The following is a 17,622-nucleotide window of genomic DNA, read 5'->3' as shown; positions in this document are numbered from 1 at the left end:
AGAATATAACATCACTGGGTTATCGAATTCAGCCGCCACTTCGCGAAAAATATGAATACTTTCAGCTTCAAGTTGCTTTAGATGGGATACGGTTGGGATCGAGTTAGACATGGCTTTCTCACGCAAAGTTGTATGTTTATATTAAAAAGTTCTATTGGTAGAACAATAACAAAAATAGAAGGGTATCTGTATTCTTATTTGTGCTATCACAGTCATAAATGACATGAAGGAAAACACAACACCAATAAGCTTAAAGAATCGTTCTTTCTGAGTGACCAATTCTTTATGCTATTTGGTTTAACCTACTATTCAAGTTGGTCAAGTGTGTGTTGCACTTTGTCGAATGTATCTGCTACTAGTTTGTCATCTTGCTTACCTAACAAGCTGACAATAATAATAGTGAAGCTAGCGACTAAAAAGCCCGGAACAATTTCATAGATCCACGCACTCAACATTTGGCCGTTTATGGTGATTGGCGCATAAATCCATATTAATACCGTAATTGCGCCGGACAACATGCCTAATATTGCCGATAATTTGGTCATCCGTTTCCAAACCAGGCTAATCAACACTAAAGGGCCAAAAGCCGCACCAAACCCAGCCCATGCATTACTCACTAAATCAAGAATGGTGCTATTGCGATCATATGCTAAATAAATTGCCACTAAAGCCACTAATGCTACTGATACTCTACCTGCGGTAACTAGTTCTTTCTGACTGGCGTCTTTACGTAAAAATGCTTGATAAAAATCACCGGTTAAAGAACTCGAGGTGACTAATAGTTGTGAAGAAATAGTACTCATGATTGCGGCCAATATAGCGCCTAACAAAAAGCCACTAATTAGAGGATGAAAAAGTATTTGTGAGAGGTAAATGAAGATGGTTTCTGGGTCTTGCATAGCTCCTTGGGTTTTGGTCACATAGGCTAGGCCTAATAAACCAGTGGCAAGGGCCCCTGAAATAGAAATGAGCATCCAACTGATACCAATTCTGCGCGCCGTTTTAATATCATTTACCGAGCGTATCGCCATAAATCGTACAATAATGTGGGGTTGACCAAAATAACCTAAGCCCCAAGACAATAACGATATGATGCCTATAGCTGTCATCGCTTGCCCGGTGGACGCGTTAATAAATAAATCTAAAAAGTCAGCGTCATATGTCGCCAGTTGTGTCGCAGCGCCGCTGAACCCACCTAAATCAAATAACACTACAACAGGCACTAAAACCAAAGATACAAACATAATACAACCTTGCACAAAGTCAGTAATACTGACCGCCATAAACCCACCCAATAGGGTATAAGCTACAACAACGCCAGCAGTGACATACAACCCCATTTCATAACTTAAACCAAATGATGACTCAAATAATTTGCCACCGGCTACTACGCCAGATGAAGTATATAAGGTGAAAAATATCACAATCACTATTGAAGAAATTAGCCTTAAGCTATGGCTTGTGTCGTTAAAACGGTTTGCAAAATAATCAGGAATAGTTAGCGCGTTTTTTGCCAATTCGGTGTAAACACGCAAACGAGGAGCTACCCATAAATAATTGAGATAAGCGCCAATTGCCAAACCTATGGCAATCCAAGCACTAGAAAGTCCGGATACATACATTGCACCAGGTAAGCCCATCAACATCCAGCCACTCATATCCGATGCACCAGCAGAAAGGGCTGTTACTTTTGGACTTAAGCTTCTGCCACCCAACATATAACCTTCAACGTCTGAGCTGGATTGTTTAAACGAATATAAACCAATGCCAAGCATGACCAAAAAATACAGGCCGATAGATATAAATGTGTAGGGGTCCATTGAAGCTTCCTTAGAAGTAAGTGACGAAAAGATATGAAGTTTTTAGATGGTGTCGTATGCTAACAACTGAATCAACAATTCGCTAGTCAGATGCCAATATGTATACAAAAACCTTTGGTCAATTAACTAAAGAAGAGCTTTACGCCCTACTGAAACTGCGTCAGCAAGTATTTATTGTGGAGCAAAATAGTATTTACTGTGATCTTGATGATTATGACCAAGAAGCCATTCATTTCTTGGAGTGTGATCCACAAGACCGCTTAATAGCCTATGCCCGATATCGTTATATTCCACTGAATGATGAAGTCAAAATTGAAAGAGTGGTGTTGGCGCAGCAGGCTAGGGGACTTGGGCTGGGTAAATCTTTGCTTGTCACTATGCTTCAGGATATTCAGGGTGAATATCCTGAAGCGAAAATTACTCTTTCTTCACAGATTGATGCCGCTGAGTTTTATCAGCAGTTGGGGTTTGTTGAGTTTGGGGAGGTTTATGATGATGGTGGGATTATGCATGTAGGGATGGTTTATATGCCCTAGCGGGCACCATGCGCTGACGCTTACTGCATTCATGCAGTTGTTCAATTGGCATCCCTGCCAAATGACTTACTTTTTTTCTGCAGGCAAAAAAAGTAAGCAAAAAAGCCCGCTCGCCAAACTATGTTCTTCATCCAATTATTGCTGCTATTTAGCAGGTCGTCGTAATGTGCTCCCGGCACTCTACGACTCAATTTACATCTATGTAAATTGACCTACTAAATATCAGCAATAATTGGCGAACATACATGCGAGGGTACGTCAAAAGACAAACGCATCGGCTTCGCCGATATCGCTTTGGTGGCTCCGCCACTTATTTTTCCGGCCTTTAAAGATTCAGCTAAAAATGGCTTATTCTTGGGGCAAATGACAGGGAAGTCATTTTAGTGGAGCTTGAAGGGATGATTGTTTATGCAATACATGTTTTTGAGTCGTGTGAAGGTCAACTATTGAAGTAGCGATTCAGCGAACAGTTGTCATTGTTGTGTTGATATCAGAGCTCCAATTTATTAATCTTTTGTTGGATCAACAAGGTTACCTGAGTACATTAATGTGCCAGTTGGGTTGTGAAAGACAAAATAAATAAAGGGGTGATTGAATTCAACTATTACCTCTTCTTCAATCAAAAAAATTAAAAAATCAGTGTTCACGTTATTGGTTATGAAAAGTCCATAACTGGAGTTTTGCTCAACAAAAACGGGTAATGGTTTTTGTTTTAAATTAACAAATGATTCTCCCGCTATTTTTATGCCCTGTTCGTTAATAACTAGCAAACTTTGCCCATTGTATATGTTGGCATATAAATCACGCTGTGCATTTGCCGATAAGTTGGATATGTCGGCGTTATCTTTATCAAATATTTCCATTGAGCTGTCTAAGCCTGTAGCCTTTAGAGCAATTGAAAACGAAGGCATAGAAATTTTTACTTGAGTTAAATAACTGTTGCTTTTCATGTGATTCAGTTGTTCTAAGGTCATGTTGTTTTTATTCGCTCGATGTTCATCAATGTCATGTGCTGAGTATAAAAAGAATGACCACTCAGGATCACTGGATGGCAAAGTGATAAAAGTGCCTTTGTCATCAGTGTAATAATGTGTATCTAGCTCAATATGCATTAGTGGCACGTCAATAATCGACTGATCCAGTAATTTAAATTCACCCAATTTGGTCTGTTGTGGATCAAATGGAGTTTTCCAGCTTGTTTCTAAAAAACTCATGTTACTTATAAGCAAGACTGAGTCGTTTGGCCTAATAAAACTGTCTGTTTCTGATGGTAAAAATTCACCAGTGACTTTTGCTAATTGCTGTATGTAGCTGTCACTAAATAGTTGTAGATCTTTATCCGTATCAATTGAAAATAATTCAGTGCCAAAATATGTCGCACTTTGAGCTAAAAATTCAGCAGAAAATGCATAAGTTTGTTGGCCCCACATAGTATTAACTGATTGAAATGATTGCTTAGAGTTACTCGCAGAAAGGGTTAAATTTTGTTCTAAAGTATTGAAAACTCTAAAAAATTGTTGTTGCTCAGTGAACCCAGTTGGATTTAAATATCCAAAATATTCATTTATTTCACTAAGACTGTTGTTGTTAGCCGCCGCTGACGTTAATGCAAATAGCGACAACTCGTTATAGGGAGAGCTTAAAAAATTTTTAGATGCAGAACCTGATTGAAAACTTTCAAAAGAGAACAAGTTAACTTGGTCTTTCCATTTATCTGTGTCTTGCTGATTAGCCAATTGACTGGACCGCACTGCAGGTGTAGAAAAACTTGTGTTAGTAACAACATCATTTTCTGGAGTATTACTGAAAGACTCTGAAACAGTTTTTGTCTCTGGAGTATCTCCTGTACCACATGCAACAACTTGTAACGCAATAGCTAAATAAACAATCGTCTTTTTCATAATATTCCTTTATTAAATACTCAAATCAATTTGCTAATTAGAAAACTAAACACCATTGTTTTTTATTCTATCTGAAGCATAAAAATATATCCATTTAGACTGTGTAGAATGGTGTTGAGATCTTTGAAGTAAACTAGTTAATGCGTTTCTTAATTTGGTAATCAAAAATGCCTCCGTTTGGAGGCATTTTTAGTTTGAATTACTAGCAAAAGTTAAGCAGAAAAATGTATCTTCCGTTTAAGCTGTTCTTTCATTTTTTGCACATTAGCGCCTTCTTCACCGACCACTACAATACTTGCGCGATTGACGTCCATGGCTTGGCTTTGGTATCCGCGGCCGTTGGCTGAGCTTTTGGCATTGTGGGTGTCGTCGTGAGGGATCACGAATACTGATACTTTGCCATTTTCGCCTTGCATCACCATGTGTAAGCTTCTGACGTTTTCGAAGTCACAAAAGTTGGCGTAGTACACTTGGCCTAATTCTTCTGTGAACTCACCACCAAACTGAGCCAGTTTTGCATTCACTTGCTGCAGTGACACATTGTCTTGGGCATCTAAAGCATAACTACCTTCTTGATACACATGAGCTATGGCTTGATCGGCTATATTCAACAAACTTTGTTGCTGCCACATGGTAAAGCTTACGCCCACCACAAATGCGACAGATGCAGCCATAGCAAGCTGTATACGATTACGTACTTTACTCGCCCTATGTGATTGCATCGTTTGACGTAGTAACAGCTTGTTCACGAGATCACCAGGTACTTCTACTTGACTGGCCTGTTGCATGCTTTTGTCTAGGTCTTTTAATTCTTGGCTGAATTCCTGCTTTTTAGGGTCGCTAGCGATAGCGGCTAATACCCGTTCATCTGTAGAATTGGGGTCAGCGTATAAGCTACGACGAAACTCTAATTCATCCATTTTTACGCCCCCTATTTTCATTGGATTTATCTAACGCTTCTTTGACTTGATTACGTGCTCTGAATAATCGTGTCATCACGGTGTTTTTGTTTAAATTTAGCTGCTGGGCGATTTCATCACCGCTGTAGCCAAAAACTATCTGTAACATTAGTGGTTCTCTGTATTCTTCACTCAACGACGCCATAATTGCGCGTAACTCTCTGTGCTCAATTTCGACTTCATTCGTTAGCTGATCATCAATCACCGAGACATCATCAATATCAACTAGGTCAAATTGTTTACGTTCAAAACGCCTAGCATTCTCGCGGCGCAATATGGTGATTAACCACGACTTCGCGGCTTTTTCATCTTTGAGTGAATCCAAAGACTTCCATGCGCGAAGAAAGGTCTCTTGTACTATGTCTTCCGCTACCGCTTTGTCTTTCACAAGCCAATAGGCGTAACGGAATATGTCAGTATGAAGAGCCAGTACTAACACTTCATAACGCTTTTGTTTATTTGCCATGTCACTAGAGACCGAGGCTTGTGTATTTTGCTTTCGCGAAAACATTTATAATTCCACTATCACTTTGGCTTGTGTTTTGTTGCGTACCCAACAGAGTTACTTTTGTAACTTTTAGGATGTGGGTGTGTCGCTTTCTAACGACCTACAAATAAACTCGTACTGGCCGAAACAATTGGCCAGCTTTTATGAATTTGGGTACAGAGGCGACAAGTTATGTTTTGTCTGTTTTTTGATACTGCCGCTTTTACGCATTTTACGCAATATTTGCTGTAGTTCTGTGCTTTGCCACTGGTTTTGCCGTTTGGCATAACGTGATGCCAAAAGGGCATTAACAGCGGCATCCAAAGACTGATTATCAATCACTTTTAAGCTTTGTGCTAAAGGTGCTTGTTTGTCTTGAACGTAGTGCCCTAGCCATAGAGAGAGATATTTTTGAATATCAGTATGTATGTTTTTATTGATAGCTTTTTCTAAGGACGCCCATAAAGCCTGTTCACTTTGTGTGTACCTAACAGCAGAATTGTTCTGCTGATTAGTCGCCGCTTTTAAACTCGAAACGTGTTTCCACCACAAGATTAAAGTCATCACCCATAAGATTAACAAAGCGACAGTTAACCAAATCCAATATTGAGGCATGTTAATAGCTTGGTTATTGACAGCTGTTTGTATTGGCTCTTGTGGTGTCACTTCAGGCGCCGTTTGAGCCGTTGGGCTTACGGGAATAGCGCTGGTTGGTTGTATTGCCGCAGGTAATATTTGTAGTGTCTTTTCAGCTAAAATAGCATATTCAGTTTTTTGCGTGATGGTATTAAACCAAGGGATCCTCACTTCTGGGATCACCAGTGGGCCAGCTTGACTGGGGATGATGGCAATACTTTCTTTGCGCTGGGCGACCAACGTATCGTCTTTTTCAACTGTTGTTGTTTCGGCTTGGTCTGGGTAAGTTTTCACCGACTCAGGGTAAATACTGCTAATTTCAGGCAGTTGTTCCTCGACCACACCTATTGCGGTTAGGGTAATCGTTCGAGTGATGGGTTCTCCGGCAATAAACTCTCTGGTATTGCCTTGCCATTCGTCGTCTAGCTGCACAAAGTCACTGGGTAACCAATGTTGATCATAGTTACTTGGGATAGGTAATACGGTAATACTCTGGCTAGGGCCAACTCTATTTACTGCCTTGCTGCGATTAAAAAAGCCAAAACTTTGCCTTGAATTATCAATTACTTCGCCCTCAAATAAAGGACCTTCTATGGTAAACGTGCCACTTTGCTGGGCAATGATAGCGAAGGATCGTTCGATAATACGGTACCGGCGGCCATCAATAACCTCGTCATATTCTTTGTCTTTACCTATTTGCCTAATGTCGGCATTTTCTAATGTTGGACTGGTTAAACTGCCTCTTTGTAAGTCTTTACCTAAATGCAATTTGACCGTGTAACGAATTTGTTGCTGTAAATAGGCTTTTTCAACATCAACTTTGGTTGTAATAAATAGATCTCGCCCACTTGACGTCGCACTGGCTGACGCGGGTACCACTAACACCTCAATTGGTTTTGTAATCACTCCATCTACGTTAAAACTAGGAATGGTGTAACGGCCTTTAGTTTGCGGAATGAGAATCGTTGACCATGTAGTGCTTCTGGTGGTGTCGAAATTGACCATTTTTGTTTGCGAACTGACAGATGTGCGACCTACTACAAAGTCTTTCATCAAAATAGAGGCATCAAATGCATCTCTTTTTACGTCACCGTTCGCCACCACAGATAGAATAAATGATTCGCCCTCCATTACTGGATTTTTGTCAACGGAAGCGGTCACTTCAATTGATTGCGCGCGAACCAAACTTGTTAGCATAAATAAACTTAAGCAGACTATTAATTTTTGCATTTTTGAGATACTCACTACTACCAGTTCCCCTGTATATGTGTTGGCAATCTTTCTCTTTTACGACGTTGTGATTCAATTTGCATTTTACGCTTCAATAAAAATGCAGGATCGTCCGGTACCCGATTAAGCAAGTTTTGCATACGTTGCATTTGCTCTCGTTGTTCATCGGTCAACTCTTCTTCGCCTCGTTGAAGGGCTTGAGCTTCTTGCTCTTGTTCTGATTTTTGTTTATCTGCTTCAGCTTGCTCGGCTTGCTGTTGTTCTGCTTCTTGTTGTTCCTGCTGCTCTTTTTCAGCTTGGCTTTGTTGTTCAGATTCTTCAGGTTGTGACTCACTTTGTTCTGAATTGTCTCCTTGTTGGCTGTCTTCAGACTGTTCACCTTCTTGTCCCTGCTCGTTTTGTTGACCCTCTTGTTGTTCGTCTTGTTGCTGCCCATCTTGGTTTTCTTCGGACTGCTCGCCAGACTGATCTTGTTGCTGTTGTTCTTGTTGGTTTTTGAGCCTTTCGAGTAGCGATTTATTGGCTAACGCTTCTTCATGCTCTGGCTGTTGTTCTAATACTTTGTCATAGGCCGCGATTGCTTGGTCTATTTCACCTAATTGAGCCAACGCATTACCCGCATTATAAGTGGCATCGGTATAACGTTTATCGCTAGGGTCAACCTGTGCAAACGACTCTAAAGCAGCTTGGTAATCTTCATTTTTATAATGAGCCGTACCTTGCCATAACGTGTCATCAAAGGTATTGGCTGCCTGTTCGTACTCATTTTTATTATATGCTTGCATCCCTTGTTGATCAGATGTCTTCCACATGTCTTGCCACCAATCAGCGCGGACTTCGGGAGAATAGGTAGGCAGTAATACGCCTATTAGCATTACCGTTATAATACCCCGCCTAAAACTGTAGGCGGCAAACGGAAGGATTAGTAGCAGTAAATAGGGGCCCATTTCGTGCCACTTATCGCCAAAGTTTTCAGGTTCGCTTTGCTCGTTGTCATCTTGGTCTTGTTCAATCAACGTTTGCTCTACTAAATAGTTGATATCACTGTCGTCAGACTGCATAGGCGCATATCTACCACCGCCAATGTTACTTAAAGAGGTTAAGTTGTTTACAGTCAGTTTTGGCACCACAATCGCCCCTCGACTGTCCTTTAACAACTCTCCATTGGTCAGTTGAATAGGGGCACCTTCTTCTGTTCCAACTGCAAGCACTGATAAGCGGAACTTTGAATCATTTAATATTTCACTGACTTCTTTCATTTGTTGATTGTTAATGCCGTCGGTGACCCAAAATATTTCTCCTTGTTGATACCCCGCATTACTCAGTAACTCAGTGGCTGCTTGTAATCCCAAAGCCGGATCGCTGCCTGCTATTGGCATTATTTCTGGCGTTAGGCTAGGGATCAGAGTGGTAAGGTTTTGCGCATCTGAACTCAAAGGGCTGATAGTGAAAGCATCACCAGCATAGGCCACTAAACCTGTTTCGCCTTCAGTAATGGCATTGACTAAATCGATGGCTTTGTATTTAGCTCGGGTGAGTCTGTCAGGTTTAACATCCGTTGCTCGCATAGAGAGCGACATATCAATTAGTACTACCTTGCCAGTATTTAACTGATAAACCGGCTGCGGTAATCTTTCCCACGTGGGCCCAGCCAATGCGATGGTGGCAATAACCCAACAAAACCCTAGTAAAAATAAAGGCGGGCGGACTTTTTTGATGCCAGCTGTTGTGATCAAATGCTGATATAAGTGACTGGCAAGCACCGATTGCCAACCCGATTGTTGTTTATGCACATAACGAATTAACGCGACCATTATCAACAGTGGAATGATCAACCATAACCAATGCGGGCGAATAAAATGGAATTCAGTAAATTGTGCAAAAGATTCAATCATTTTGTCGCCTCCTTTAACCAAAACTGTTTAATCAAAGGTACTAAGCCCATTAAAAATGTAATCAATAACGCTAAGCCTAGGGGGTAATAGTACAAGGCCTGTAAAGGTCGCATTTGTTTGCTTTCTCTGGCGATGGGTTCAAGTTCGTCGAGTGTGGCGTAGATTTGTTTGAGTGACTCTGCGTCTCTTGCTCTAAAGTATTGCCCACCAGTAGACGTGGCAATGTCAGTTAACATGCCTTCGTCTAAGTCTTGTGAAGGATTAACTTGCCTATTACCAAAGAAGCTTTGGACTAACATTTTGTCAGCACCTACGCCTATGGTGTAGATAGTCACGCCATTGTTAACCGCTAATTCGTTAGCTTGTTCTGGGGTGATATTTCCTGCTGTATTCTGACCATCGGTCAGCAATATCAATACTTTATTTGATTCTTTACGTGTTTCAAATCGTTTTATGGCTAGGCCAATTGCATCACCAATAGCCGTTTGTTCACCCACTAAACCAATTAAAGACTCGTTGAGTAATTGTTCAACTGTTTCTCTATCGTAAGTGAGTGGTGCTTGCAAATAGGCCGTGTCAGCAAACAAAATTAAACCTAATCTGTCGCCAACTCTACGTTTGATAAAATCACTCAGAACATATTTGATCATTTTCAGACGATCTACTTGGCGACCATTGACCTGCATGTCATCAATTTTCATGCTGCCAGATAAATCAACCGCTATCATTAAGTCTCGCCCTTCGGCTGGAATACTAACAGGCTCACCTAACCATTGAGGCCGAGCAGTAGCCAATATGAGGGCAATCCACGCTATCGTAGCCAATAACAAACCCAGCTTTTTAGTGCCTTTATGTTGGCTTTTTGCTTCAATTCCTTGGGTTAGGCTAGGCACACGCAATGCCGCCTCTTGGCCTTGTTTTTTACTGGGAAGCAATAACGCCAAAAGAGGCAAAGGCAACAAAAATAATACCCACATCCATTCAAATTCAAGCATTGTTTTGCTCCAATTGGTGAATAGTATTTTTGCGTGGGGGCAGGGCATGCTTAATCCACGTTTCAACAGACTTGTAGTCCCGTGGGAAATCCACATTTTCTGAGGTGTGTGCTTGGTACAATGATTGTTGCATTAGCTCAAACGACTCAGACACGTCTTTCGCTTTTTTGTCGGGTAGTGTTTTGACTAAAAATTCGCTCCACTTTTGTCCGTGCATTTCTTGGATATTTTGTTGGGGGAAATAGGTCATTGCTACACGTTTTAATAATTGGTTCAGTTGTGATGCACTGCTCAAGTTAGAGCCGTCTATTTGTTGTAGGGCTTGCAAAGCTTGGCGTTTAGCTCGTCTTACTTTTCGAGCTTTGATGATCCAAATGGTTAACATACTTATGACTAACAAAACCAAAGCAAGGAGTAACCACCATCCATAGGCGGGTGGCCAGCTTTCGATTATTGCTGGTGTGCGAATGTCCTTTAGATCTTGAAGTGGATTCATCTGCTTTTTCTCCCAGAAAAACGATCTAACTGCAATTCTAGGGGCTGGCCAGCATCAATTTGTAGAACCTGTGCCTTACATTGTTTTAGGGTGTTTTCAATTTTATCAAAATGCGCTTGGTGTTGATTGCTGTATTGCATTTCAGTGTCTTTTTCGCCTAGTACTATTTGTTGTCTGCTGTGTCCATCACTCAAGGTTACCCTTTGGCTCATATTAACTTTGGGTAACTGGTGCTCAAATGGGTCGCTAATAGGATGAGCAATAACCTCACAATGTTTACTGAGCTGAGCGATGTGTTGTGTAGCGATATCGTCTAATTGACTGAAGTCGCTAATTATAAAGATTAAACTTCCCGGATGAGCCAGCCTGCGTAACCTTGCACATGCATTACCAAGGGTGATTTGTTCTTGATTTTGACCTGAGTCTTGCGACCCTTGTTGCACCTTTATCATGCTGTTTAGTAGTGATAACACCGCTTTTTGCCGAGTAAAGGGTTTACATTCCATATGTTGATGTTGATTAAATACTAAACCACCAATGCGATCACCGCGCTTTCTGGCTGACCACGCAATCAAGGCACTTAAATGCGCCGCTTGTACTGATTTAAATAAAAACTGTGTACCAAATTGCATACTAGAGGACAAGTCGGTGAGTACAAAAACCGGACGTTCTTTTTCTTCTCGATACAGCTTGGTGTGAGTTTTACCGGTGCGAGCGGTCACGCGCCAATCGATGGCGCGAATGTCATCTCCAGCTTGATAATGCCGGGCCTCGTCAAACTCCATGCCACGGCCTTTGGTTTTCGCCAAATAGGCCCCAGCAAGTTTGGCTTGCACCGTTTTACGTGGTGACAGGTTCAATAACGATGTTTTACCTTGATAGTGAATAAGTTCTTTTATTCCAAGGTTCACACCGTCGCTGTGGTATTTAACTAACCATTTTGCAATGTCTTGCATACTGCTTCCTTTAACTTAGATCGTTTAAGGAACAGCCACTAGCTGCATTATCTTGTCTAATACCTGATTTGTATCGACTCCTTCAGCTTCTGCTTCATAACTTAACAACACTCTGTGACGTAATACGTTATGAAATACAGCTTGAATATTATCTGGACCGACAAAGTCTCTGCCCACTAACCACGCATGGGCACGAGCGCATTTATCCAAAGCAATAGTGGCACGAGGACTGGCACCAAATTCAATCCAATTGGCTAAGTCTGAGTCGTAGCGTTCTGGCTCGCGAGTGGCAATAATTAACTGCACTAGGTATTGCTCTAAGGCTTCATCTAAGTGAATTTTTAATACGTCTTGACGGGCGTTGAAAATATCAGTTTGACTTAAATTGGGTGGAGTAACAGGTGTTGCATGCATGGCTTCGTTGCGGGTTAGGCGCAAAATATCTAATTCAGTTTCAGCGCCTGGGTAATCGATTTCCAAATGCATCAAGAAACGGTCAAGCTGCGCTTCTGGTAAAGGATAGGTACCTTCCTGCTCAATTGGGTTTTGTGTGGCCATAACCAAAAATAGTTCTGGTAGCGCATAGGTGGTATTGCCTACGGTGATTTGTCTTTCTGCCATAGCCTCAAGTAACGCAGATTGCACCTTAGCGGGCGCTCGGTTTATTTCATCAGCCAATACAAGATTATGAAAAAGAGGCCCTTTTTGAAAAACAAAACTACCATTTTCGGGACGATATATATCTGTACCGGTCAAATCAGCAGGTAATAAATCGGGGGTAAACTGCACGCGATGAAAATCACCCTCTAGGCCATTCGCCAGAGCATTAACAGCTCGCGTTTTTGCTAAGCCTGGTGGACCTTCTACTAACAAATGTCCATCCGCTAATAGCGCGACTAAAATATTCTGTGTCAGAGTTTGTTGACCCACCACTTGGCTGTCTAAATAGGCTTGTAATTGTTTAAATTGTGCGGCTGCCATAGTGTTAAATACTTCCTTCTAATTTTTGAATATTCAGAAATTTTTCAATTTAAGTTGAATCAATATTGGGTTGGGTTACTAACAAATGTAGATTAACAACCCAGATTACTGACTATGCTAACCGATATAAGGTTCCCCTATAGAAAAACAATGTTACAAAGCTTTAAAAAACCTCAGTCTCGCAAAAAAATTAATATAGCTATTGCCACAAAGCCGTTGCATAAAAAAAATGGGTAAGTTGGGGAGATCTTGATATGCCATCTACACTTCTGGATTACCAAGGTAACATAGCAATTTATAGTGCAAATAAGAATATAGGATTTAAGGGTGCCTTGAAGTCATTATCGTAACTATGTACAATCCGTTTTACTTTACAGGTCAGACCACTGGTCTCTGAATATTTATAAGGGTAGAAAATGACAGCTAAGCAGATAGTCAAAACGAGAGAAGGCGAAAGGATCGCTATTGTTGCAGGTCTTAGAACGCCGTTTGCCAAAATGGCTACTTACTTTCATGGCGTGCCAGCTGTTGACCTAGGTAAAATGGTGGTCAACGAAATGTTAGTACGTAATAACGTTGACCCGATGATTATCGAGCAATTGGTTTATGGTCAAGTCGTACAGATGCCAGAAGCTCCGAACATTGCCCGTGAAATAGTATTAGGTACTGGCATGAACGTGCACACAGATGCTTATAGTGTCTCCAGAGCCTGTGCTACCAGTTTTCAATCAACCGTGAATATTGCTGAGTCGATGATGGCCGGAAATATTAGTGTGGGTGTGGCAGGTGGCGCTGATTCTACTTCTGTTTCTCCAATCGGTGTTTCCAAAAAGTTAGCTAGAGCCTTAACTGACTTACAAAAAACCAAAACGGTTGGACAAAAATGGCAAGTACTTAAAAAGTTAGGCTTGAAAGATTTAATGCCTGTACCGCCAGCTGTAGCTGAGTATTCTACTGGATTGTCTATGGGGCAAACAGCAGAACAAATGGCCAAAAAGCACAACATTAGCCGTCAAGACCAAGATGCCTTAGCACATCGCTCACATACATTAGCAGCGCAAAGCTGGAATGACGGCAAGTTAGCCAATGAAGTGATGACTGCTTACGCTGAACCTTTTAAAGGCGCGTTAGAAAAAGATAACAATGTGCGTTTTGATTCAACAATTGAAGGGTACGCAAAACTCCGCCCAGTGTTTGATAAAAAGCATGGCACGGTAACAGCAGCAAACGCTACGCCGTTGACCGATGGTGCCTCTGCTGTGTTGATGATGACTGAAAGTCGCGCTAAAGAGCTAGGCTATACCCCTCTTGGGTATATTAAAAGTTATGCTTGGGCTGCAATTGATGTGTGGGAAGATATGTTGATGGGGCCTTCTTATGCGACTCCTATGGCACTAGATAGAGCAGGTATGACCCTAAACGACCTTACTTTGATTGAAATGCATGAAGCCTTTGCGGCGCAAACCTTAGCCAACATGAAAATGTTCGCCAGTGATAAATTCGCCCAAGAAAAATTAGGCCGAAATAAAGCAACGGGTGAAATTGACATGGATAAATTTAATGTCATGGGTAGTTCTTTAGCCTATGGGCATCCATTTGCCGCAACAGGTACGCGTATGATTACGCAGATGTTAAATGAATTGAATCGCCGTGGTGGTGGTTCTGGTTTGCTTACAGCCTGTGCTGCAGGTGGTTTGGCTGCAGCCATGATAGTTGAAACGGAGTAGGGTGAAGAATATGACAACAGATAATCAAGCAACAGAAATGCAAAGTGCCTTTACTCTAGATGTGCGTGAAGATGGGGTGGCCATTTTAACTATGGATGTACCCGGCGAAAGCATGAATACACTTAAAGTGGAGTTCGCTGAACAAATCAATACTGTACTCGAACAAATAAATGCAGATAGCAGCATAAAGGGCGTAGTGGTAATAAGCGGTAAAGACAATTCTTTTGTAGCAGGCGCCGATATCAGCATGTTGGCAGCTTGTGAAAGTGCAGAAGACGCTACGACCATTGCAAAAGGCGGTCAAGATATGTTTCAACGTATCGAAGATATGCCAGTAACCTTTGTTGCAGCTATCCATGGCCCTGCTTTAGGTGGCGGTTTAGAACTTGCGTTGGCGTGTCACTACCGTGTTTGTAGTGATGATGCAAAAACCCAATTAGGTTTACCAGAAGTGCAACTTGGTTTATTACCTGGTAGTGGCGGGACCCAGCGTTTGCCAAAACTTATCAGTGTGCAACAAGCCATGAAAATGATGCTAACTGGTGCTTCTGTGCGCGCAAAACAAGCCAAAAAATACGGTATTGTAGATGATATGGTACCTAAATCCATTTTACTTGATGTTGCAATTGAAATGGCCAAAAAGTCTAAACCTAAGCGTAAAGGCCCTAAGTTAGATCTAATGGGGAAATTCTTAGAGAATACCTCTGTTGGCAGAAATCTAATGTTTAGCCAAGCCCGTAAACAAACCGCAAGCAAGACTCAAGGAAACTATCCTTCACCAGAGCTAATCATTGATTGTATTGAGACGGGATTATCCAAAGGTTTTAAGAAGGGCTTAGATGTTGAAGCCAAACATTTTGGTAATTTGGTAATGAGCTCTGAGTCTGCGGCCCTTAGAAGTTTGTTTTTTGCCACCACTGATATGAAAAAAGAAACAGGTATTGAAGGTGTGCAACCTGCTTCTTTAAAGAAAGTTGGAGTGTTGGGTGGTGGTTTGATGGGCGGGGGTATTGCCTTTGTGACCGCTACCAAAGCAGGTTTGCCAGCTCGTATTAAAGATATCCGCAGTGAAGGTATTGCCAATGCGATCAAGTACAGTTTTGATATTCTGAATAAAAAAGTAAAACGTCGTTTTATGCAAAAATCACAGATGCAAAAACAAATGGCATTATTGACAGGTTCAGTCGACTATTCTGGTTTTCGTGATGTAGATGTGGTGATTGAAGCCGTATTTGAAGATTTAAGCTTAAAACAAAATATGGTGGCCGAAGTAGAAGAAAATTGTGCTGAACATACTATTTTCGCTTCAAACACCTCCTCTATTCCTATCACACAAATTGCCGCAAAAGCAAAAAGGCCAGAACAAGTGATAGGTCTGCACTATTTCTCTCCTGTGGATAAAATGCCTCTAGCAGAAGTGATTGCGCACGATAAGACTTCTGACCTGACTATTTCAACAACAGTTGAGTTGGCCAAGAAGCAAGGTAAAACACCTATAGTGGTAAAAGACGGTGCCGGATTTTACGTTAACCGAATCTTAGCGCCCTATATGAACCAAGCTGCAGAAGCGCTTCTTAGCGGCGAGCCGATAGATCACATCGATAAGTCTTTAGTGAAGTTTGGTTTTCCAGTTGGTCCTGTTAAGTTATTAGATGAAGTCGGTATTGATGTTGGAACCAAGATTGGGCCGATTTTACAAGCTCAGTTTGGCGACCGTTTTGCTTCTAACTCAGGATTTGACAAAATTTTGGCAGATGACCGAAAAGGTAAGAAAAACAAACGTGGTTTTTATGATTACTCAGGAAAAAATCCTGGTAAAGAAGTCGACGCCTCTTTGTATACATTATTAGGCATTACACAGGCGTCAAAAATGAGTGGTGAACAAATAGCCGAACGTTGTGTTTTATTAATGTTAAATGAAGCAGCAATGTGTTTAGACGAAGGTGTTGTACGTAATGCCCGAGATGGTGACATAGGCGCTATATTTGGTATTGGATTCCCTCCGTTCTTGGGCGGGCCTTTCCGTTATATGCACACCTTAGGTATACCTCATGTAGTCGCTAGGCTAGAGCATTATCAGGGATTGCTTGGAGATAAGTTCACACCTGCTAAAAGCTTAAAAAACATGGCTGAAGAAGGGCGCTCTTTTTATTAAGAGAGTTGCTATTCACTGTTAGTTTTTATACCAAGCCCGACTTTCATATACCTAAGTCGGGCTTTTTTATGTGCTTTATTTTGGTAAAATTATTAGATAAAGATTAACCAGTGTTAGTCACATAATTGGCCGAATTTTTCAGTCGCAAATTGAGTTAACCCAATACAGGAATGTATGAGATGTTGTTGTTTTTTATAAGCTCGGTGATTTTTAGCGTGATGTATTATGTGCAGTCTTTTAAAACAGGACTAACTGCTAAGAAGTGGGCTGTGGCAGGGTTACTTTTTGGTCCAGTAATCTATCCTTTATTCAGAGCCAGACAAAGAATAAAACTAATGAGAGCCAGAGGATTTGGCAATACGTTATTTCGGGCCTAAAGGCCTAAAGGCCTAAAAAAGAGGATCCCTCTCTTTTTACTTTTTAAGGTTAACTCAGTTATAAACATACTGAATTAGATGTTCCATCCTTAAAGCTAGGGCTAGTCATCATTGACGAATAGTTATCGATCACTCAAACACTCTATTGCTAGATTATGTATTGATATTATCAAAGACTACTTACCAATTTTTTCCAGTTTTCGCACCATTTTTACTAGTATCTGCAGTTGTAGTTGTTGTAGCAGCCTGAGTTTTAACAGGTGCTTGTACCGTTTCTTCAGATTTAATGGCTACCGGAGTAGTTGTGGCTAGTACTAGTGCTACTGCATAAGATTTTAACATTTTTTATTTCCTAGTTGTTTTATTGACGTTTTTGCCGACATTATTTGCCGGTCACGATTTTAAAAGCGAGAACTGTGCCAACATTAAGAGTGTGAACAATATTTACCTCAGTAAAATATATTTTATTTG

General features: G+C 41.1%; 14 protein-coding genes and 1 pseudogene. 3 read left to right on the top strand and 12 right to left on the bottom strand.

All coding sequences use genetic code 11. The features are described from left to right. Nucleotides 1-111: pseudogene (locus QZ488_RS10100) on the bottom strand (sulfate adenylyltransferase small subunit); the annotation flags it as partial. A 194-nt stretch (nucleotides 112-305) separates the two neighbouring features. Next, complete coding sequence (gene putP, locus QZ488_RS10095; RefSeq protein WP_293748195.1) at nucleotides 306-1,820, bottom strand: sodium/proline symporter PutP; 1,515 nt, start codon at nucleotides 1,818-1,820, stop codon at nucleotides 306-308. 98 nt (nucleotides 1,821-1,918) lie between these two features. On the opposite strand from putP, the gene QZ488_RS10090 reads away from it, so the two are divergent. Next, nucleotides 1,919-2,356 (top strand): GNAT family N-acetyltransferase, encoded by a 438-nt coding sequence (locus QZ488_RS10090; RefSeq protein ID WP_293748193.1) that lies wholly within the window; start codon nucleotides 1,919-1,921, stop codon nucleotides 2,354-2,356. A gap of 506 nt (nucleotides 2,357-2,862) precedes the next feature. Here QZ488_RS10090 and QZ488_RS10085 read toward each other — a convergent pair. The 9 genes from QZ488_RS10085 to QZ488_RS10045 form a co-directional block, all read right to left on the bottom strand. Further along, entirely contained in the window at nucleotides 2,863-4,257 is a 1,395-nt protein-coding gene (locus QZ488_RS10085; protein WP_293748191.1) for a serpin family protein, read from the bottom strand. A 212-nt stretch (nucleotides 4,258-4,469) separates the two neighbouring features. Next, entirely contained in the window at nucleotides 4,470-5,177 is a 708-nt protein-coding gene (locus tag QZ488_RS10080) for a DUF3379 domain-containing protein (RefSeq protein ID WP_293748189.1), read from the bottom strand. Then, nucleotides 5,170-5,727: a sigma-70 family RNA polymerase sigma factor gene (locus QZ488_RS10075; protein ID WP_293748187.1), complete on the bottom strand. Its 558-nt coding sequence runs from the start codon at nucleotides 5,725-5,727 to the stop codon at nucleotides 5,170-5,172. Before QZ488_RS10075 ends, QZ488_RS10080 begins: the two co-directional genes overlap by 8 nt. 138 nt (nucleotides 5,728-5,865) lie before the next feature. Further along, entirely contained in the window at nucleotides 5,866-7,584 is a 1,719-nt protein-coding gene (locus QZ488_RS10070) for a BatD family protein (protein ID WP_293748185.1), read from the bottom strand. A 2-nt stretch (nucleotides 7,585-7,586) separates the two neighbouring features. Further along, a complete protein-coding gene (locus QZ488_RS10065) occupies nucleotides 7,587-9,464 on the bottom strand; it encodes a VWA domain-containing protein (RefSeq protein WP_293748183.1) in 1,878 nt (625 codons plus the stop codon). Then, nucleotides 9,461-10,459 (bottom strand): VWA domain-containing protein, encoded by a 999-nt coding sequence (locus QZ488_RS10060; protein WP_293748181.1) that lies wholly within the window; start codon nucleotides 10,457-10,459, stop codon nucleotides 9,461-9,463. The genes QZ488_RS10065 and QZ488_RS10060 overlap by 4 nt, the downstream gene beginning before the upstream one ends. Next, the gene (locus tag QZ488_RS10055; RefSeq protein WP_293748179.1) at nucleotides 10,452-10,955 is read right to left on the bottom strand and encodes a DUF4381 domain-containing protein; all 504 of its coding nucleotides are present in this window, start codon (nucleotides 10,953-10,955) and stop codon (nucleotides 10,452-10,454) included. The genes QZ488_RS10060 and QZ488_RS10055 overlap by 8 nt, the downstream gene beginning before the upstream one ends. After that, on the bottom strand, nucleotides 10,952-11,911 hold the full coding sequence (locus tag QZ488_RS10050) for a DUF58 domain-containing protein (protein WP_293748177.1): 960 nt from the start codon (nucleotides 11,909-11,911) through the stop codon (nucleotides 10,952-10,954). Before QZ488_RS10050 ends, QZ488_RS10055 begins: the two co-directional genes overlap by 4 nt. 24 nt (nucleotides 11,912-11,935) lie before the next feature. Then, nucleotides 11,936-12,892 carry a MoxR family ATPase gene (locus QZ488_RS10045; protein WP_293748175.1) on the bottom strand — a complete coding sequence of 319 codons (957 nt, stop codon included), beginning with the start codon at nucleotides 12,890-12,892 and terminating at the stop codon, nucleotides 11,936-11,938. 416 nt (nucleotides 12,893-13,308) lie between these two features. Here QZ488_RS10045 and fadI point away from each other — a divergent pair, with 416 nt between their 5' ends. Continuing rightward, entirely contained in the window at nucleotides 13,309-14,619 is a 1,311-nt protein-coding gene (gene fadI, locus QZ488_RS10040; protein WP_293748173.1) for an acetyl-CoA C-acyltransferase FadI, read from the top strand. 10 nt (nucleotides 14,620-14,629) lie between these two features. Continuing rightward, nucleotides 14,630-16,774: a fatty acid oxidation complex subunit alpha FadJ gene (gene fadJ / locus QZ488_RS10035; RefSeq protein WP_293748171.1), complete on the top strand. Its 2,145-nt coding sequence runs from the start codon at nucleotides 14,630-14,632 to the stop codon at nucleotides 16,772-16,774. 557 nt (nucleotides 16,775-17,331) lie between these two features. Here fadJ and QZ488_RS10030 read toward each other — a convergent pair. Beyond that, nucleotides 17,332-17,493, bottom strand: coding sequence for a hypothetical protein (locus tag QZ488_RS10030; RefSeq protein WP_293748169.1), 162 nt, complete (start codon nucleotides 17,491-17,493; stop codon nucleotides 17,332-17,334). Nucleotides 17,494-17,622 lie beyond the last annotated feature (129 nt).

The organism is uncultured Paraglaciecola sp. (assembly GCF_913020055.1).
GTDB lineage: Bacteria > Pseudomonadota > Gammaproteobacteria > Enterobacterales > Alteromonadaceae > Paraglaciecola.
This window is presented reverse-complemented; position numbering and strand designations above follow the sequence as displayed.

Coding starts and splice junctions, on each gene's coding strand:
- putP (WP_293748195.1), bottom strand. CDS start 1,820: ATGGACCCCTACACATTTATATCTATCGGCCTGTATTTTTTGGTCATG.
- QZ488_RS10090 (WP_293748193.1), top strand. CDS start 1,919: ATGTATACAAAAACCTTTGGTCAATTAACTAAAGAAGAGCTTTACGCC.
- QZ488_RS10085 (WP_293748191.1), bottom strand. CDS start 4,257: ATGAAAAAGACGATTGTTTATTTAGCTATTGCGTTACAAGTTGTTGCA.
- QZ488_RS10080 (WP_293748189.1), bottom strand. CDS start 5,177: ATGGATGAATTAGAGTTTCGTCGTAGCTTATACGCTGACCCCAATTCT.
- QZ488_RS10075 (WP_293748187.1), bottom strand. CDS start 5,727: ATGTTTTCGCGAAAGCAAAATACACAAGCCTCGGTCTCTAGTGACATG.
- QZ488_RS10065 (WP_293748183.1), bottom strand. CDS start 9,464: ATGATTGAATCTTTTGCACAATTTACTGAATTCCATTTTATTCGCCCG.
- QZ488_RS10060 (WP_293748181.1), bottom strand. CDS start 10,459: ATGCTTGAATTTGAATGGATGTGGGTATTATTTTTGTTGCCTTTGCCT.
- QZ488_RS10055 (WP_293748179.1), bottom strand. CDS start 10,955: ATGAATCCACTTCAAGATCTAAAGGACATTCGCACACCAGCAATAATC.
- QZ488_RS10050 (WP_293748177.1), bottom strand. CDS start 11,911: ATGCAAGACATTGCAAAATGGTTAGTTAAATACCACAGCGACGGTGTG.
- QZ488_RS10045 (WP_293748175.1), bottom strand. CDS start 12,892: ATGGCAGCCGCACAATTTAAACAATTACAAGCCTATTTAGACAGCCAA.
- fadI (WP_293748173.1), top strand. CDS start 13,309: ATGACAGCTAAGCAGATAGTCAAAACGAGAGAAGGCGAAAGGATCGCT.
- fadJ (WP_293748171.1), top strand. CDS start 14,630: ATGACAACAGATAATCAAGCAACAGAAATGCAAAGTGCCTTTACTCTA.
- QZ488_RS10030 (WP_293748169.1), bottom strand. CDS start 17,493: ATGTTAAAATCTTATGCAGTAGCACTAGTACTAGCCACAACTACTCCG.